We start from the raw sequence: 17,010 nt of genomic DNA, 5'->3' as shown, positions 1-17,010 counted from the left end.
CGTTATCGCAACTGATGTTTACACTTAGGTTAAGGTAACAGTGCCTTCAAAGGCGCCGAATAAAAACCTCGTAGCCCAGTTAAACAGCGAGCGCTGATCGCGAAGGAGATTATCAACTTCCGGCGCCCTTCCCCCCGTAGGTATCCTCGGCCAATTCTGCCACTTCCAGGATTCCAACAAGCTCTGCGACTCTTCCTGACGGCAGTGATCGTCCCTCGTTGGCCAACGCTTCGTCAGCATTAAATCAGGCCCAAGCTTCGGCGAGTTCAGCCGCTGACGCGCCGGTTCGGTTGATTTCCGCAACAAGACTGGAGTCTACCGGGCCCAGGACAGAACTAATTTCATCCAGCGTCATTTAGTTACCTCCTGCATTTCGGGTGCTATCCCGATCATTCACCTGGCTATTAGATAAGCGGCGCGGTCACAGAAAAAAAGTGTTAAGGTGCGCTCGGCGACCTCTTGAACAGGCAAATTGCCAAACCTAAATCGCAGTCGCCGGACGCCCATCGGGGTCTGGCCCGTCGAACGATGAATGACATCGCTGACGGAAATAGAAACTTGTACCCATGTTGCTTCACAAGGAGGATGTGGCTATGAGAACCACTTTCGATTTTACTCCCCTGTTCCGGTCGAGCATCGGCTTCGACCGAATGCTGAACGCGCTCGAAGCTGCGAGCCGTGTCGAGACCATCGACAACTGGCCGCCTTATGACATAGCCAAGACCGGCGAGGACGACTACCGCATCACCATGGCGGTGGCCGGCTTCTCGCAAGACGAACTGACCATCACCCAGGAGCAGAACATGCTCGTGGTGTCCGGTCAGAAGGCTGGCGAGGATAACAGCCAGTATCTGCATCGCGGAATTGCCGCGCGCACATTCCAGCGTCGCTTTGAACTGGCCGACCACGTGAAGGTCGTGGGCGCTAGCCTCGTCAATGGTCTGCTGACGATTGATCTCAAGCGTGAGATTCCCGAAGAGATGAAGCCGCGCAAGATCCAGATCGCGGCCGGCGAGGCACTGCCCAAGGTCGAGACCAGGCAGATCGAGGCCGACAAGCAGGCCGCCTGAGGTAGCTCTCTCAGCGTAATTCGCGCAAGGTGCCGGGCACTTCCGGGCGCCGACGGAAAGCATTGTCAATCGAACGAACAGAAAGGAGAAGAATAATGAGTGTCCGTGATCTGATCCCCTGGGGCCGCAGCAGCGGCAATCAGGTTCCCAGTGTCTTGCGCGATGGCGATCGTGATCCGTTCCTTTCGCTGCATCGCGAGGTAAACAGGCTGTTCGACGACGTCTTCCGCGGCGTCGGCTCGAACCTGCCCTCTATCGTGGGAGCTTCCGCCTTCAGCGGCGGCTGGCCGAGCGTGGAGATCTCCGACGGCGAGAAGGAAATCAAGGTGACAGCTGAGGTGCCGGGCCTCGAAGAGAAGGACATCGAGGTCCTGCTCGACGACGGCGTGCTGACGCTGCGGGGCGAGAAGCGCTCCGAGACGGAGGACAAGGACCGACAGTTCTCCGAGCGCTTCTATGGCCGCTTCGAGCGTCGCATCCCGCTCGGCTACGAGGTCAAGGACGACCAGGTCGACGCGCGGTTCAAAAACGGCGTGCTGACCGTGACCTTGCCCAAGAGCGAAAAGGCGCAGTCGCAGGTGAAGCGCATCGCCATCAAGAGCTGACGCATGGCAGGCGCCGGCGGCGGGCCATCTGGCCGCCGTCGGCTGCATCCTTCGCCAGAGAGGGAGGGATGAACAATGGAGATGACGAGACAGATCAACAGATCAACTGGAAATTCAATTCCGCAAGAGTGGCCGTCGAACGACAACCGGCACAAGCCCCTTTCGATGGGGCGCTCGGTCTTCCCGGATGGCGCGGTTGCGCGTATCTACAAGCCGTCCCGCGCGGTGACGACCTCCGGCAAGGCCCGCACGAAGGGCTGGCGACTTGTGTTCGAGCGGCGCACCGCGCCCTTCATTGAGCCGCTGATGGGCTACACGGGCGGCGACGATACGCTGACCCAGGTCGAGCTGAGCTTCCCGACATTGCAATCGGCCATCCGCTATGCCGAGCGACAGGGTCTGACCTATATGGTCCAGACACCGCCCCGGCAGAAGACAGGCAATGGCCGCAGCCAGCGCGCCGATGAGAAGCAGGCGTATGTAGGAAAATCAACCCACGCCTTCTCGGACGCGACCCTCGACCGGCTCGGGCTCGCCGCCCTTCAGGAGACCTACGGGCGTGCGCTCGACGGCGCGGTGAACCGCAACGACCCGTCCGGTCCTGAAAGCTGGACGACGCCCATGAAGGTGATCAGCGATCCGAAGCTAACGCTAGAGGCGAAGCGCGCGATTCTGATGAACTGGGCCTGGACCGAGTACCTGATCGACCAGGCCACCAACGAAGGCATGCCCGAGAACGACCGGCCGTCGCGGCTCTACGAGGTCGAGCAGGCGCTGCTCGCGCTTGAACGCGAGGTTGCGGATGATCGGGATGATTCAGACACACGAAAGGCAGCATGAGGTGCGGCGATGGATACGCATGTCGTTTTCGATTGCCAGAAGGTTCTGCCGAACCGGTTCGCGCTAACGCTTGCCGCTGCCTCCCGCATCCGGGCGCTCGCCCGGGGCGCGGAACCGAGGCTCGACGCAGTCGATCGCAGCGTGGGCGATCTTGCCCTGCACGAGATCGCAGCGGGCGTGTTCACGCGGGATGAACTCGCACCGTTTCTGCCTGGGGCGGATGAAAGGCAGCTTTTGCCTCCGCCCGATCCGGCTTCCAAGCTTCGTGATGGCGGTGTCGGAGGCGCCGCCGCACCCGCCTCCCGTTCGCGAAAGACGGTTCATTGAAGAGGCAAGCAAACCGACACGGAGGAATGAACGATGCTGAAGTCTTTGTCTTCCTATAACCGGACGGCTTTCGATGTCGTCAACATCATTGCCGGTCTCGGTCTTCTGCTCTCGCCCTGGTATCTCGGCTATGCGGCTGAAACCTATGCCGCATGGAATGCCTGGATCGTCGGTGCTGCCGTGACGCTGATCGCGGTCGCTGCGCTCTACACATTCCATCAGGTCGAGGAATGGACCAACGTGGCGCTCGGCCTTTGGTCCGTAATCGCGCCTTGGGCACTGGGCTTCTCTGCCCTCCCAGCCGCGATGTGGGTGCATGTGGTCGCCGGCCTCGTCGTCGCCGTGCTCGCTGCGGTCAGCCTGTGGTCCACGACAAACCGACCTCTTTCGACAGCATGATTTTGCAACGTGGCCCGGCACGCGCCGGGCCATTTTCTTGCACTCTCCGTCTAACCTCAGGCGGAACAGAGGAGCCAACAGACTGGCCAAACGGAGATCGCTCATGTTCAGGAATCTCATAGCCCTGCGTCCGCCCATCATCACATTATGCGCCATCCTCGCCTTCGCGGGGCTGCCGTGCGCGACAATCGGGCAGGCCGTGCCGGGCGTTGCGGGAGAGCTTCCCACCCTTGCCCCCGTGCTGGAACGGGTGACGCCGGCTGTCGTCAACATCTCGGTTGTCTCAGAAACACCTGGGGCATCAAATCCACTCTACAACGATCCTTACTTCCGACGCTTCTTTGATCTTCCGCATGCGCCGCCTCCGCAACAGCGCATGAGCGCCGGTTCCGGGGTGATCGTCGACGCGGCCAAAGGTCATGTGCTGACCAATCATCACGTGGTGGCCAATGCTCGCACGATCACGGTCACACTGAAGGACGGGCAACGCCTGCGTGCCGAGCTTGTCGGCTCCGATCAAGCAGCGGACATCGCGCTGCTCAAGGTCAAGAGGAGAAATCTCGTCGCGTAGGAGGTCGGCGATTCGGATCGCCTCAAGGTCGGCGACTATGTGGTCGCGATCGGGAACCCCTTCGGCCTGGGACAAACGGTAACCTCCGGTATTGTCAGCGCGCTCGGTCGCAGCGGCATCAGCAATGACGGCTACGAGGACTTCATTCAGACTGACGCCTCAATCAATCCGGGCAATTCCGGCGGTGCCCTGGTGACCCTAGACGGCACGCTAGTCGGCATCAATACGGCGATCCTTACGCCTGCGGGTGGCAACATCGGCATCGGCTTCGCGGTGCCTAGTAACATGGCCGTAACCGTCATGAAGCAGTTGATCGAACACGGTGAAGTGCGGCGCGGCAGGCTGGGCGTCGGTATCCAGGACCTTACGCCGGATATCGCGGAGGCGCTCAAGCTTGGCGAACTGCGCGGAGCTGTGATCGTCAGCATCGAGCCCGGCTCTCCGGCACAGCGCGCCGGCTTGCAGGTGGGCGATGTGGTCACCGCGATCGGCGGGCGTGCTGTTCAGGGCGCGACAGACCTGAGAAACCGCATCGGCCTCACGCCAGTCGGCAGCACGATCAGCTTTACAATCAAGCGTGGTAGTAGCGAGCGGGTCGTCAGCGCTAAGATCGCTTCAGAAACTGGTGCATCCGCCGATCTATCCGGCACCCCGCTCGATGGCGCGCACATGCGCGCCGCTTCCGTTAACGAGGCGCGGCAAGCCGGCGCCCCAGGCATTTTGATTGAAAGCATCACGCCGAGCAGTCCGGCTGCGCGTGCTGGCCTTCGAGCGGGCGACTTGATCGTTGCGGTCAACCGGTCGCCTGTTTCTTCCTTGGCTGATTTGCGCAGCGCGATCGCGCGCCAGCGTGCCATCCTAGCGCTGGAACTGTTTCGCGATGGCGGCCGCCTTCTGCTGGTCGTGAGATAACCGGGAGCGGCCACAATGGAAATGAACAAGAAAACGCAGTTCAACATCTGGTACTGGATCGCCGCCTTCTTCCTCCTGATGGCGTTCCAGTATTTCTTCACCACCGCCACCCAGGTGACGCAGATTCCCTACAGCCAGTTCGAGACCTACCTTGACGAGGGCAGGATAGCGGAGGTGGCGGTATCCGACCGCTTCATCCAGGGAACCTTCAAGCAGCCGGTCGACGGCCGGCCAATGTTCATCACCACCCGCGTCGAGCCCGACCTCGCACGTCAGCTTCAGGAGCGCGGCGTGGTGGTCACCGGTCAGATCGAAAGCACCTTCCTGCGCGACCTGCTGTCCTGGATCGTGCCAGTCCTCCTTATCGTCAGCATCTGGATGTTCGCGCTGAAGCGCATGGGGGGCGGCATCGGCGGCGGGCTCATGCAGATCGGCAAGTCGAAGGCGAAGGTCTACGTCCAGTCTGACACCGGCGTCACCTTCAAGGACGTGGCCGGCGTCGACGAGGCCAAGGACGAGTTGAAGGAGATCGTCGACTTCCTCAAGGATCCGCAGGGCTACGGCCGGCTGGGCGGGCGCATGCCAAAGGGCGTGCTGTTGGTCGGCCCGCCGGGCACCGGCAAGACGCTGCTGGCAAGGGCCGTGGCGGGCGAGGCCGGCGTGCCGTTCTTCTCCATCTCGGGCTCCGAGTTCGTGGAAATGTTCGTCGGCGTCGGCGCAGCGCGCGTGCGCGACCTCTTCGAGCAGGCCCGGGCCAAGGCGCCGGCCATCATCTTCATCGACGAGCTGGACGCGCTCGGTCGCGCCCGCGGCATCGGCCCCATGGCCGGCGGCCACGATGAGAAGGAGTAGACGCTCAACCAGCTCCTTGTCGAGCTGGACGGCTTCGATCCCTCGACCGGCCTCGTGCTGCTCGCCGCCACGAACCGGCCGGAAATCCTCGACCCGGCGCTCCTGCGCGCCGGCCGCTTCGACCGGCAGGTTCTCGTCGACCGCCCGAACAGAAAAGGCCGCGTGCAGATCCTGAACGTGCGACTGAAGAAGGCGAAGCTCGCGCCGGACGTCGAGCCGGAAAAGATCGCGGCGCTGACCCCCGGCTTCACCGGCGCGGACCTCGCCAATCTCGTCAACGAGGCGACGCTGCTTGCCACCCGCCGCAAGGCCGGCGCGGTGACGATGGAGGATTTCAACAATGCGGTGGAGCGCATCGTGGCGGGTCTCGAAAAGCGCAACCGGCTGCTCAACCCGAAGGAGCGCGAGATCGTCGCCTATCACGAGATGGGCCACGCGCTCGTGGCCATGGCGCTGCCGGGCGTCGATCCGGTCCACAAGGTCTCGATCATCCCGCGCGGTATCGGCGCGCTGGGCTACACCATCCAGCGGCCGACGGAGGACCGTTTCCTGATGACGCTGGAGGAACTGGAGAACAAGATGGCGGTGCTCCTCGGCGGCCGCGCGGCGGAAAAGATCGTGTTCGGCCATCTGTCCACCGGCGCCGCGGACGACCTCGCCAAGGTCACCGACATCGCCCGTGCCATCGTCACGCGCTACGGCATGTCGGAGAGGCTCGGCCATATCGCACTGGAGAAGGACCGGCGCTCGTTCCTCGCCACCGACCAGCCATATTATGGCCCGCAGGAACGCACCTATTCCGACGAGACGGCCGCCGCCGTCGACAAGGAGGTGCGCCGGATCGTCGACGAGACGTTCGAGCGGACCGTCGGCCTGCTGGCGGAACGCCGGGACATGCTCGAGCGCACCGCCCGCCGCCTGCTGGAGAAGGAGACCCTGGATGGGTTGGAAATACAAGAGCTTGTCGGCAAGCTCGAGGAATCAGTCACGAGTGCCGCTGTCTGATGCCGCAGATCTGGCTTGGAGAGGGGCATGCGGCAAACTCGGTCTACTGGCTGATGATGTCCACCGGCCCCAAGGCGTCGGAATGTGCTGAAGATGCTCTAAAGCCGGAGGAGCCGGATAATCTGGTCTACCACCGAAGCATGGCGCGCTTGGACAGGGCCGCCTTCGTGGCTTCGTCGGCCAAAAGCAGACAGGCAAAACAACCATCCCAATTTGCAATGCGACAATTGCACTAATTTGAAGTGCCATGGAGGGATATGGAGTAGATATAGTTCTCATGGCTATCCGTTTTTTCCCAGCCATCTTGGTCGGGCCAATCCGTGTCCGAGATCTGCCGCCGCCAATGACTGCCTTTTCCCGCTTCAATCATTTTTCTCAAAGTGCCTCTTGAAGCATCGAGAGAAACGCGCGGACAGCAGGATTTGCGCGTCGGCTTTCTGGCCACAGCGCCGTAATATTATGGCGCTCGACAGCAAAGTCCGAGAGCACCGGCACCAGTTCGCCGCGGGTCACATAAGGTGCCGTGACGAATGTTGCGCACATTCCAATGCCCGCGCCCGCTGCCAGAGCGGCAATCAGAGCATCGCTTGCATCGACCGTCATGCCGGAAGCTGGCGTGATCTCCAGAAGGCGGCCTCGCAGGAAGATGGGCAGAAGGTTCGCCTTCGGGCGGAAAGCTTTGCCGACCATTACAGCCAGGCGCGCCAGTTCTACCTGAGCCAGACCGAGACGGAGCAGAAGCATATAGCGATGGCGCTGACCTTCGAACTGTCGAAGGTGGAAACGCCTGTGATCCGCGAGCGTATTGTGTCTAATCTGCTCAACATCGATGCCAACCTTGCGGAAGCGGTCGCCGGCAAGCTTGGCATCCGCAAGATGCCGAAAGCTGCGGATGCGATGGTGCCCGTACGTGACGATCTTGCTCCGTCTCCTGCACTCAGCATTATTGAGAACGGACCCGGCAGCTTCAACGGCAGAAAGATCGGCGTGCTTGTTGCCAATGGCACTGATGCGCAGGTGCTCAAGGGTATCCGGCACGCCGCGGAGAAGGAAGGCGCAATGGTGGAACTGGTTGCGCCGACGGTCGGAGGTTTCGAGGCCTCCAGCGGCGACTGGATAGAGGCCGATCATATGATCGATGGCGGTCCATCCGTCTTGTTCGACGCTGTCGCACTTGTACTGTCCGACGAGGCAGCTGATCGATTGACCAGAGAAGCCGCGGCGCGGGATTTCGTTGCCGACGCCTTTGCCCATTGTAAGTTTATCGGGTTTACCGCAGGCGCGATGCCGCTACTGGCAAAGGCGGGCATTGAACCCGATATGGATGAGGGACTAATCTCGCTGGACAATGAAAAGGGAGCGTCGGAATTTGTTACATCCTGCCGCAAGCTCCGGTTGTGGGCGCGGGAAAATGCCGTCAAGCTCTGATCTCGCAGCATACAACTGATGTGAAGAGATGTTCGAACTGCAAACACAAGCGGGCCGGCCCAGCTGGGCCGTTTACCACGCGTATTGGAATGTGGAGAAATTGGTAATCGCCCATGAAGAACATTGCTATTGTCGGCACCGGTCCGACCGGGATCTACACTTTCTTTTCGCTGCTCAAATTCGCAGAGCCAATGTCCATCTCGATCTACGAGAAGGAAGATGAAGCTGGCGTAGGCATGCCTTATAATGACGATGAGAACAGCCGGATGATGCTGGCCAACATCGCCAGCATCGAGATTCCGCCGATTACCTCGACCTATCTGGACTGGCTGCGCAAGCAGGACGAGACGCGTCTCGCTCGATACCGGGTCGACAAGGAAGGTCTTCACGATCGACAATTCCTGCCTCGCATTCTGCTGGGCGAATATTTCCGGGATCAGTTTCTGGCTCTTGTCGAGGCAGCGCGTCGAAAAAACTTTGAAGTCGAAGTGCACGAATCCTGCGAGGTCACGGATATCGAAGCCACGGCCGATGGTGTCAAACTCTGGACTGAGGGGAAGCTCGATTCGAAACTCCTCGATCTCGTCGTCATCGCCACCGGCCACGTCTGGCCCGACGGCGACGAAGCAACGCGCAGTTATTTTCCCAGCCCCTGGTCTGGACTGATCGAAGCCAGGATACCAGCGTGTAAAGTGGGCATTATGGGGACATCGCTCAGCGCCATCGACGCAGCAATGGCGGTCGTTGCCCAACATGGAAGCTTTATCGAGGAAGAAGACGAAAACCTGCGCTTCGACCTTGACCCGGACAGTAAAGGTCTGGCGATAACGCTTATGTCCCGTTCAGGCATCCTGCCAGAAGCGGATTTTTATTGCCCGATCCCTTACGAGCCCTTGCAGATTGCCACGGAGCAGGCGATCAACAGGGAGATCGAGAGCGGTGCCAGTGGCTTGCTTGACAGGATATTTGCCTTGGTCGCGCGCGAAATCGAGGACGCCGATCCGGCCTGGAGCGAGCGTGTTTCGCTTTCGGAACTCAACGCTGACAGCTTCGCTGATGCCTACTTTGCCGACCGCCAAAACCACGATGCGTTCCGCTGGGCAGAATACAATCTCAAAGAAGTCGAGCGCAACAAGCGGGAGAAGCATACCGTCCCCTGGCGCTATGCAATCCTTCGGCTGCACGAGGTCGTTCAGGAGATTATTCCGCGTCTCAATGAAGAGGACCGCAAGCGGTTCGATACAGGACTCTGCAAGGTCTTCGTCGACAACTATGCTGCAATCCCGTCGGAATCGATCCGCAGGCTACTGGCGCTGCGCAAGGCCGGCCTGATAGACGTCCTCGAACTAGGGCACGATTACGACATGGAGGTAAGGAACGATCACACCGTCATCGCCATCGGCTCGGAAGTACGGACATTCGACGTGTTCATCGACGCCCGAGGCCAGAAGCCACTCAAGACGAAGGATTTGCCGTTTCCGTCACTGCGCCGGCAACTCGTTTCGGTCGGAGAGGATATTCCGGAGGTCTCAGACGACTACACTCTGCTGGTACCGGACATTGCATGTGGCAAGATTGCGTTCGGCGCGCTGCCGTATCTGATGCACGACCAGCCCTTCGTGCAGGGAATTACGGCAAGTGCCGACATTGGAGCAGCAATGGCCACTGCTGTCAGTGAACTAAAACACCAAACGCGCCGGCGGCTTCCTTTTATTGATCTCTCCTGATCGAAGCTGAAACATTGACGGGTCAGACAGATACGCCCATGCGAGCGGCCTGGATTATATCTTCGATCAATTCACGCCTTGCACGTTCTCTCGCGACACTGTCGTTTAACCGCAAGATATAGGATGGATGCCAGGAGATCAGCACCGGTCCACCATGTAACCCGATTTCAGCCTGACCGCGTCGCGAAGTAAGAGGAGCGTTGTTATCCGTCAGAGCGAACGCCGCAGAGGCCCCCAACGCAACCACCATGCGTGGACGGATGAAAGCCAATTCGAGCCCCAGCCACCAGCGACAATGCAGAATTTCCTGCCGGTCAGGATTTTGATGCAGGCGGCGCTTGCCACGCGGCATGAACTTGAAGTGCTTAACTGCATTGGTCAGCCATGTCTGCCTGACTTCTGCTCCTGCTGCAACCATGGCTTCACGCAAGAGGTGACCTGCCGGACCTACGAACGGTCGACCTTCCAGATCCTCACGATCACCCGGCTGTTCTCCTACAATCATGAGCTCAGCGTCTTCGGGCCCCTCACCCCAAACAGTCTGGGTTGCGGCCTCGCATAATCCACATCGCCGACAATGTCCGGCAGCCGCTCGCGCTTCGACCATTGTCTGAGGGAACTCGGGCGTTTGCGGCATCGCAGCGCGATAACGGGTCGAAATCGCGACTGCGCCAGCCGCTGGTGACGTTTCTGCGGCCGCGCGCATTCGCTCCACTCGCGACTCGGCATCTCGTAACATATCTGGAATCAGGCGCGTTTCGGGTAGGTTCTTCCAATACTTCTTAGGCATTTCCGCGCGCATCGCATTCAACTTTACCCGTGCCGGATTGAAGATGTTCGCGAAATAGGTGCCCCAAAGCGTTTCGGTGGCATCTTCCGATAAGTCAGGGCGTGAACCGCCTGGATGGTAGCTAAGTCTGCCGGCTTCAAATCGAGCTGTAAGCCTTGGCGTGGCGATCACCCAGTCCATATCCGCGAAACGCTTTGCGAAAAAGGAACTACCCGGCTCGACTATATTATGCTCCGGCTCAAACCAAGCAGCAAAGCGACGACGCAATCCAGTCTCAGGTAATTCGCGAAACCGTACGAAAGCATGCATCTTGTGGATATCACGACCAACCGATTTTGCCATGAGATGCAGCCGCCGCCCAAGCGGGTCCGCATGGCTTAAAGGTTCTCCCGCGTTTCGGTCAAGCCGCCACAACGCCTGATAGAGCAGTCCGAACCGTTCCGGATTAGAATGCCAGATAACCGAATGCGCAAGCTTCAAAAACCCCTGCGTAACGCTTGCCTTATGCTCACCAGGCGCATTGGGCAGCGACGCCCCATCAAACAATCCGTCTGCTCCGCTCCAATCGATATCATTTGGCTCGATACCATGTGATATCGCGATGCGCGCCATCTCACGCCACGCATCGAAGGTGCCGCCGTCGGGTAGTTTAACGGAATAGATCATAATAGCCGCAGTTGCTCAGCGGGAGGTGCACATCGAGCGCGTAAATCGACGTTGTCGATGAGCCGCCCCGGCGACCAGCCAGGTGTCATGATAAAAGGGCGTGCCTTGTTCATGTTGGCACCTATCCGCACCAGATCTTCGTATCTTAAACCGCCGTTCTGGCGCGCAACGATTATGCGATCCACCGTGCGGGTGCCAAATCCAGGAACACGCAGCAGCAATTCACGGCTTGCACGGTTTACATCCAGAGGGAACAGGCCACGGTGCTGTATGGCCCAGGCAAGTTTTGGGTCCAGTTCCAGATCAAGATGACCAGCCTTCATGCCGGTAGCGATTTCCTCGGCAGTGAAACCATAAAAACGCAAAAGCCAATCTGCCTGATATAGGCGGTGTTCACGCAGTAGAGGAGGCTGGATCAAGGGCAGAGCTGCGGAGGCGTCCGGGATCGGGGAGAATGCTGAATAATAAACCCGTCGCAGCTTGTAACCACTGTAAAGCCGTGTCGACATTTTGAGGATGGTCACATCGTCTGCCCCATCCGCGCCGATGATCATCTGCGTACTTTGCCCGGCCGGTGCAAACCGGCGCGGCTTACGCCCGGTATGGGTCTTATCTTTTGCCGCCTCGCCTTCCAGCCGCACTTGTGCCATCGCACCACGGATCGTTTCAGGGCGTTTTTCCGGAGCGAATTTGCGCACACTTGCGTCCTCCGGCAATTCGACATTAATCGATAGCCGATCAGCCCAAAGCCCGGCCTCCCGGATCAAGTCCGGACTTGCATCGGGAATCGTCTTGAGATGGATATAGCCGCGGAAGCCGTGACCCTCCCGCAATGTCCGCGCGATGCGTACCATATCGGACATGGTCTGGTCGGGGGACTTGATGATGCCCGAGGACAAGAACAGGCCCTCGATGTAATTGCGTCGATAAAATTCCAGCGTGAGTGAGACAACTTCCTCGACTGAGAACCGCGCCCGTTCCACGTTCGAGCTGACCCGGTTTATGCAATAGGCACAGTCGAAGATGCAGAAGTTGGTCATAAGAATTTTCAGCAGGCTGATACAGCGCCCATCCGGAGTGTAAGCATGGCAAATCCCTGCGCCTCCCGACGATCCGACACCGCCCTTGCTTGCATCGCGCTTCTCGCCACCGCTTGACGCACAAGATGCATCGTATTTTGCCGCATCCGATAGGATGGCAAGTTTATCCTGAAGGCTCTTTTTCACCATGTGAGCGAAGATACATGTTCATGTTTTGTTCGTCAATAAAAGAGATTTTTTTGCGGATCGCTCACCACGACGTGACCTGTCGCCTGCAAATCTGTTCCCGAAGCCACCGACGCACCGATCTTCCCGATTTCCCAAATGCCAATAGACACCCGATCGAAGTGGGAAAGCGTGCGTCTAATGGCGGCTGCCTTCGACATAAGCCTCGCAAGCGGCCCCCTGCAGGACACGCGCGACGGCGGCAAAGACCTCTTCGCGTTCCTTGATGCTGAGGTCTTTGATGAGTTTTATCTTCTCTTCTCTTCTCTTCCCTATCCGGTCTCACTCTGAACAGACGTGGGATATTGACCGATCTCATCAAGCCTCGGTCACGACAGAGCTAGGATAGAGGAAATTTCTGTTCAAAACCTCAGTGAAGCTTGAACTCGCCTTCGACGCGGCGCCATTCATTCGGTCCGATCAAGCACTGATGCGTATAGCGGACAGAATGGAGCGGGCCTTCAAGCCTGGACTGCCAGAAATCCAGGAACCTGTGCATCTCAGGAAAATCGGGTGCCAGATCGTAGTCCTGCCAGACATAGGTCTGCAGCACGGATTCGAAATCAGGAATGCGATAGAGGATGTGCGCGGTGGTGAGGCCGTAGCCATTGAGCTGACGTTCCAGATCCGATGAGAATTGCATGCTTCATCTCCGTTTCATGACACTGTGAAGTGTGTCGCAAAATTTCACGACCATCAACGGATTTTTAGACGCAATCGCGCCGTTTATTGTTCCTTTCCAGTATGTTAGTAGCATCAGAAGACGAGTGCTAATTTTTTCGTTTCTCCCTCTTGAAATCGAAAAATCTCAAAACCAGATCATTTTGCGCAAAATGCTCGACTTGAGGTTTTGCACCCGCCTGGACCGATCATTCGGTCCGGCCAGAGGGAACAACGTCATCATTTTTGCTCAACGGAGGAAAACATGTCGTTCCGACCGCTTCATGATCGCATTCTCGTCCGCCGGGTCGAATCCGAAGAAAAGACCAAGGGCGGCATCATCATTCCCGACACCGCCAAGGAAAAGCCGCAGGAAGGCGAAGTCATCGCCGTAGGTCCCGGCGCGCGCAACGATGCCGGCCAGATCCAGGCGCTCGACGTCAAGGCCGGCGACCGCATCCTGTTCGGCAAATGGTCCGGCACCGAGATCAAGATCAACGGCGAAGACCTGCTGATCATGAAGGAAAGCGATGTCATGGGCATCATCGAAACCCAGGCAGAGCAGAAAAAAGCTGCCTGAGGCGATAACCCGTCAATCCAACCCATCAGTCAAATAGCTGCCTATTGAGGAGTTAGAGAAAATGGCTGCGAAAGAAGTCAAGTTCCACACCGATGCCCGTGAACGCATGCTGCGGGGAGTCGACGTACTGGCCAATGCCGTGAAGGTCACGCTCGGTCCAAAGGGCCGCAATGTCGTGATCGACAAGTCCTTCGGTGCCCCTCGTATAACCAAGGACGGCGTTTCCGTCGCCAAGGAAATTGAACTGGAAGACAAGTTCGAGAACATGGGCGCCCAGATGCTGCGCGAAGTGGCATCGAAGACGAACGATCTCGCCGGCGACGGCACGACAACCGCGACCGTGCTTGCCCAGGCCATCGTTAAGGAAGGCGCCAAAGCCGTCGCCTCCGGCATGAATCCGATGGACCTGAAGCGTGGCATCGATCTCGCCGTCGATGCGGTTGTCAAGGAGTTGAAGACCAACGCCCGCAAGATCACCAGCAATTCCGAAATTGCTCAAGTTGGTACCATCTCCGCCAACGGGGATACGGAGATCGGTCGTTATCTTGCCGAGGCGATGGAGAAAGTCGGCAACGAAGGTGTGATAACGGTCGAAGAAGCCAAGACCGCTGAAACCGAACTCGAAGTCGTCGAAGGCATGCAGTTCGATCGCGGCTATCTCAGCCCCTACTTCGTCACCAACCAAGACAAGATGCGGGTGGAACTGGAAGATCCCTATATCCTGATCCATGAGAAGAAGTTGTCGAACCTGCAGGCGATGCTGCCGGTTCTCGAAGCCGTGGTCCAGTCCGGCAAACCGCTCGTCATCATCGCTGAAGACGTCGAAGGGGAAGCTCTTGCAACGCTCGTCGTCAACAAGCTGCGTGGCGGCCTCAAGATCGCTGCCGTCAAGGCTCCTGGCTTCGGCGACCGCCGCAAGGCCATGCTGGAAGACATCGCCATCCTGACGGGAGGAACCGTGATCTCGGAAGACCTCGGCATCAAGTTGGAAAACGTCACCCTCAACATGCTCGGCCGGGCGAAGAGAGTGGCGATCGAGAAGGAGAACACCACCATTATCGATGGCGTCGGTTCCAAGGCGGAAATCGATGGCCGCGTTGCCCAGATTCGGGCTCAGATCGAGGAGACAACCTCCGACTACGACCGCGAAAAGCTACAGGAACGTCTTGCCAAGCTTGCCGGGGGCGTTGCCGTCATCCGCGTCGGTGGCTCGACGGAAGTCGAAGTGAAGGAGAAAAAGGACCGCGTCGACGATGCGCTGCATGCGACCCGCGCCGCGGTAGAGGAAGGCATTCTCCCGGGTGGCGGTGTCGCTCTCCTGCGTGCCGTTAAGGCGCTCGAGGGCCTTCCGATCGCGAACGACGATCAGCGTGTCGGCGTCGAGATCGTGCGACGGGCGATTGAAGCACCTGTTCGCCAGATCGCCGAAAATGCCGGTGCCGAAGGTTCGATCATTGTCGGCAAACTGCGTGAAAAAACCGACTTCTCCTATGGCTGGAACGCCCAGACCGGCGAATATGGTGATCTTTATGCTCAGGGTGTCATCGATCCGGTCAAGGTTGTGCGCACTGCGCTGCAGGACGCAGCCTCGGTTGCCGGTCTTCTGGTGACAACGGAAGCGATGATCGCGGAGAAGCCCAAAAAGGAAGCCACTCCAGCCCTGCCGGCTAGCGCCGGCATGGATTTCTAAGCGATTGTCTTTGGCTCGCCTCCGCTGGGGGCGAGCCTCCAATGAGGAGATGAAACATGGTTCAGACTACAATCAAGCGCTCACCCCAACCACTCTATTCTAGAGACCTTGTTGTCTGTCAGAGGGTTTTCGATGACATTCGATCGAGAGCTGGAGTTACCAAGGAAACTGAGGAAGCGGAGCGGATGGCGGCCATCACTGTGGAATTATACAGGCAAGGTGTTCGCGAACCGAGCCATCTAAAAACAATGGTCGAGGCCGCGCGAGGCGTGTTCGATCACCAGGCGCACTAACGACCTGCGCCACATGCAACCGAAACCATCCACTTGGCATCAAAAGGGGGGTCAACCTATGAGAAAGGAAAGATTGCAAAATTCGATTCCGGAGAAACCAGCAGCAATTAGCGCCGAGCATCTGCATCATCCGGCCCAACATTTCGGTCATCCCCGAGACGTTCTTGCAGCCGACGATATCGACATAGACGAGAAACGCGCCATTCTTGCGTCGTGGGCATCTGACATCTTTGCCATCGATTCCAGTCCGACCCTTCGCCTTTATCCTGGAACCGATAAGGCCGTCTCATATGACGAGATCATCGAAGCGCTGAAGACGCTGGACCTGTCTGATCGGCAAGGGCGAGGCGCTCAAGTATCGAAGAATGCACGGCAAAATCCGCAGCTAATCCGTCGAACGGCCAGCGCTACCAGATGTTTCACCAATCGCGGATTAAAGCCCTGTACGGGCCTTTGAAGTTAGCGCATCATCAAGAAACCGGACGGCATTGAGGATCGCTTGATCCGCTTCAGGCAGGAGACCGGCCAGCAGATGCCAGACATGGACATGCCCGGCCAGACTTCGAGCGACGTGCGCACCCGTGCCTCGCCCAGATTGGACGCAAGACGGATCGCATCGCTAAGCATGACCTCGTTTTCGCCGATCTGGATCAGCACCGGCGCCAGATCGTGAACATCGGCGAAGACTGGAGAGGCATCAGGATGTGTCGGCAATTCACCGGCGAGGAACATGCGCGCTAGCTTGTTCAGGAATTCCACGCTGCAAAGCGGATCGATCCCATCGCGCACGGTGGCTGACCGCCCGCTATGGGTCAGATTGGCCCAGGGCGAAAAGGCGACACCTGCCGCAGGCAATGCGATCCCCGCATCGCGGGCCTTGCGCATCATGGTGACGACCATAGCGCCACCAGCGGAATCGCCCGCAAGAACGAGATTTTTCGGATCAACGTCCGATGAGAGAATCGCGCGATAGGCGGCAAACACATCATCAATCGGGGTTGGAAACGGAAATTCCGGTGCCTGACGATAATCGGGTGCATAGATCTTCGCATTCAAGGCCTTGGCCAATCGTCCAGTCAGACCACGATAGCCCTCGACACCGCCATGAACATAGCCACCACCGTGGATATAGAGCAAGACCCGTTGAGGTTCCGAGCCTTCAGGAACAGCCCTCATCGTCGGCACGGAATCCAGCGTGGCGGTTCCATAGGAAACGTCTTTAAGCGCGGGAAACAGGTGGCCAAGACCGCTCATATAATCAGTACGGACTTGCGCCCAACTGGCTTCTGACGTGCCGTGAATCTTTTCTACCACGGGACCCGCGGCCTCG

The 17,010-nt window shown here is 58.7% G+C and carries 16 protein-coding genes and 5 pseudogenes; 15 read left to right on the top strand and 6 right to left on the bottom strand.

Annotated features, from left to right (window positions below):
- Positions 1-112: 112 nt before the first annotated feature.
- Positions 113-355: pseudogene (locus tag JNC63_RS18550) on the bottom strand (hypothetical protein).
- A gap of 238 nt (positions 356-593) precedes the next feature.
- Here JNC63_RS18550 and JNC63_RS18545 point away from each other — a divergent pair.
- From JNC63_RS18545 to JNC63_RS18510, 8 genes and pseudogenes are all read left to right on the top strand, one after another.
- Entirely contained in the window at positions 594-1,070 is a 477-nt protein-coding gene (locus JNC63_RS18545; protein ID WP_006471531.1) for an Hsp20 family protein, read from the top strand.
- 95 nt (positions 1,071-1,165) lie between these two features.
- On the top strand, positions 1,166-1,675 hold the full coding sequence (locus JNC63_RS18540) for an Hsp20/alpha crystallin family protein (RefSeq protein WP_006471530.1): 510 nt from the start codon (positions 1,166-1,168) through the stop codon (positions 1,673-1,675).
- 75 nt (positions 1,676-1,750) lie between these two features.
- Positions 1,751-2,515 carry an ETC complex I subunit gene (locus JNC63_RS18535; protein ID WP_006469969.1) on the top strand — a complete coding sequence of 255 codons (765 nt, stop codon included), beginning with the start codon at positions 1,751-1,753 and terminating at the stop codon, positions 2,513-2,515.
- A gap of 9 nt (positions 2,516-2,524) precedes the next feature.
- A complete protein-coding gene (locus JNC63_RS18530) occupies positions 2,525-2,842 on the top strand; it encodes a DNA-directed RNA polymerase subunit omega (protein ID WP_006469968.1) in 318 nt (105 codons plus the stop codon).
- Between the two features lie 33 nt (positions 2,843-2,875).
- Positions 2,876-3,241: an SPW repeat protein gene (locus tag JNC63_RS18525; RefSeq protein WP_006469967.1), complete on the top strand. Its 366-nt coding sequence runs from the start codon at positions 2,876-2,878 to the stop codon at positions 3,239-3,241.
- A 103-nt stretch (positions 3,242-3,344) separates the two neighbouring features.
- Positions 3,345-4,724: pseudogene (locus tag JNC63_RS18520) on the top strand (DegQ family serine endoprotease).
- 15 nt (positions 4,725-4,739) lie between these two features.
- A pseudogene (gene ftsH / locus JNC63_RS18515) lies at positions 4,740-6,581 on the top strand (ATP-dependent zinc metalloprotease FtsH).
- Complete coding sequence (locus JNC63_RS18510) at positions 6,581-6,817, top strand: hypothetical protein (RefSeq protein ID WP_006469964.1); 237 nt, start codon at positions 6,581-6,583, stop codon at positions 6,815-6,817. Before ftsH ends, JNC63_RS18510 begins: the two are co-directional and overlap by 1 nt.
- A gap of 139 nt (positions 6,818-6,956) precedes the next feature.
- Here JNC63_RS18510 and JNC63_RS18505 read toward each other — a convergent pair.
- Positions 6,957-7,214: pseudogene (locus tag JNC63_RS18505) on the bottom strand (LysR substrate-binding domain-containing protein); the annotation flags it as partial.
- Here JNC63_RS18505 and JNC63_RS18500 point away from each other — a divergent pair.
- Positions 7,215-8,009, top strand: a pseudogene (locus JNC63_RS18500) (catalase-related domain-containing protein); the annotation flags it as partial. It abuts the pseudogene before it with no gap.
- A 113-nt stretch (positions 8,010-8,122) separates the two neighbouring features.
- Positions 8,123-9,736, top strand: coding sequence for an FAD-NAD(P)-binding protein (locus tag JNC63_RS18495; RefSeq protein WP_006469962.1), 1,614 nt, complete (start codon positions 8,123-8,125; stop codon positions 9,734-9,736).
- A gap of 22 nt (positions 9,737-9,758) precedes the next feature.
- Here JNC63_RS18495 and JNC63_RS18490 read toward each other — a convergent pair whose 3' ends face one another.
- Entirely contained in the window at positions 9,759-11,192 is a 1,434-nt protein-coding gene (locus JNC63_RS18490; protein ID WP_075042216.1) for a UdgX family uracil-DNA binding protein, read from the bottom strand.
- Positions 11,189-12,418: a putative DNA modification/repair radical SAM protein gene (locus JNC63_RS18485; RefSeq protein WP_006471527.1), complete on the bottom strand. Its 1,230-nt coding sequence runs from the start codon at positions 12,416-12,418 to the stop codon at positions 11,189-11,191. Before JNC63_RS18485 ends, JNC63_RS18490 begins: the two co-directional genes overlap by 4 nt.
- A 180-nt stretch (positions 12,419-12,598) precedes the next feature.
- On the opposite strand from JNC63_RS18485, the gene JNC63_RS18480 reads away from it, so the two are divergent.
- Positions 12,599-12,748, top strand: a complete 150-nt coding sequence (locus JNC63_RS18480; protein ID WP_022569095.1) for a hypothetical protein — start codon at positions 12,599-12,601, stop codon at positions 12,746-12,748.
- Between the two features lie 79 nt (positions 12,749-12,827).
- Here the strand turns inward: JNC63_RS18480 and JNC63_RS18475 are convergent, their stop codons facing one another.
- Entirely contained in the window at positions 12,828-13,100 is a 273-nt protein-coding gene (locus JNC63_RS18475; RefSeq protein WP_006469958.1) for an usg protein, read from the bottom strand.
- 282 nt (positions 13,101-13,382) lie between these two features.
- Between JNC63_RS18475 and groES the strand changes: the two genes are divergently transcribed.
- The 4 genes from groES to JNC63_RS18455 all read left to right on the top strand — a co-directional run bounded on the left by groES (position 13,383) and on the right by JNC63_RS18455 (position 16,137).
- Positions 13,383-13,697 (top strand): co-chaperone GroES, encoded by a 315-nt coding sequence (gene groES / locus JNC63_RS18470; protein WP_006471526.1) that lies wholly within the window; start codon positions 13,383-13,385, stop codon positions 13,695-13,697.
- A gap of 61 nt (positions 13,698-13,758) precedes the next feature.
- On the top strand, positions 13,759-15,387 hold the full coding sequence (groL, locus tag JNC63_RS18465; protein ID WP_006469956.1) for a chaperonin GroEL: 1,629 nt from the start codon (positions 13,759-13,761) through the stop codon (positions 15,385-15,387).
- Between the two features lie 56 nt (positions 15,388-15,443).
- Complete coding sequence (locus tag JNC63_RS18460) at positions 15,444-15,680, top strand: hypothetical protein (protein WP_006469955.1); 237 nt, start codon at positions 15,444-15,446, stop codon at positions 15,678-15,680.
- A gap of 58 nt (positions 15,681-15,738) precedes the next feature.
- Positions 15,739-16,137, top strand: coding sequence for a hypothetical protein (locus JNC63_RS18455; RefSeq protein WP_006471525.1), 399 nt, complete (start codon positions 15,739-15,741; stop codon positions 16,135-16,137).
- Between the two features lie 2 nt (positions 16,138-16,139).
- Here the strand turns inward: JNC63_RS18455 and JNC63_RS18450 are convergent, their stop codons facing one another.
- Positions 16,140-16,994: an alpha/beta hydrolase gene (locus JNC63_RS18450; RefSeq protein ID WP_006469953.1), complete on the bottom strand. Its 855-nt coding sequence runs from the start codon at positions 16,992-16,994 to the stop codon at positions 16,140-16,142.
- Positions 16,995-17,010: the final 16 nt, after the last annotated feature.

It is taken from the genome of Brucella ciceri (assembly GCF_041930145.1).
GTDB classification, from domain to species: domain Bacteria; phylum Pseudomonadota; class Alphaproteobacteria; order Rhizobiales; family Rhizobiaceae; genus Brucella; species Brucella intermedia.
Note: the sequence above shows the minus strand (reverse complement) of the source record. Positions and strands in the feature narration are given on the sequence as shown.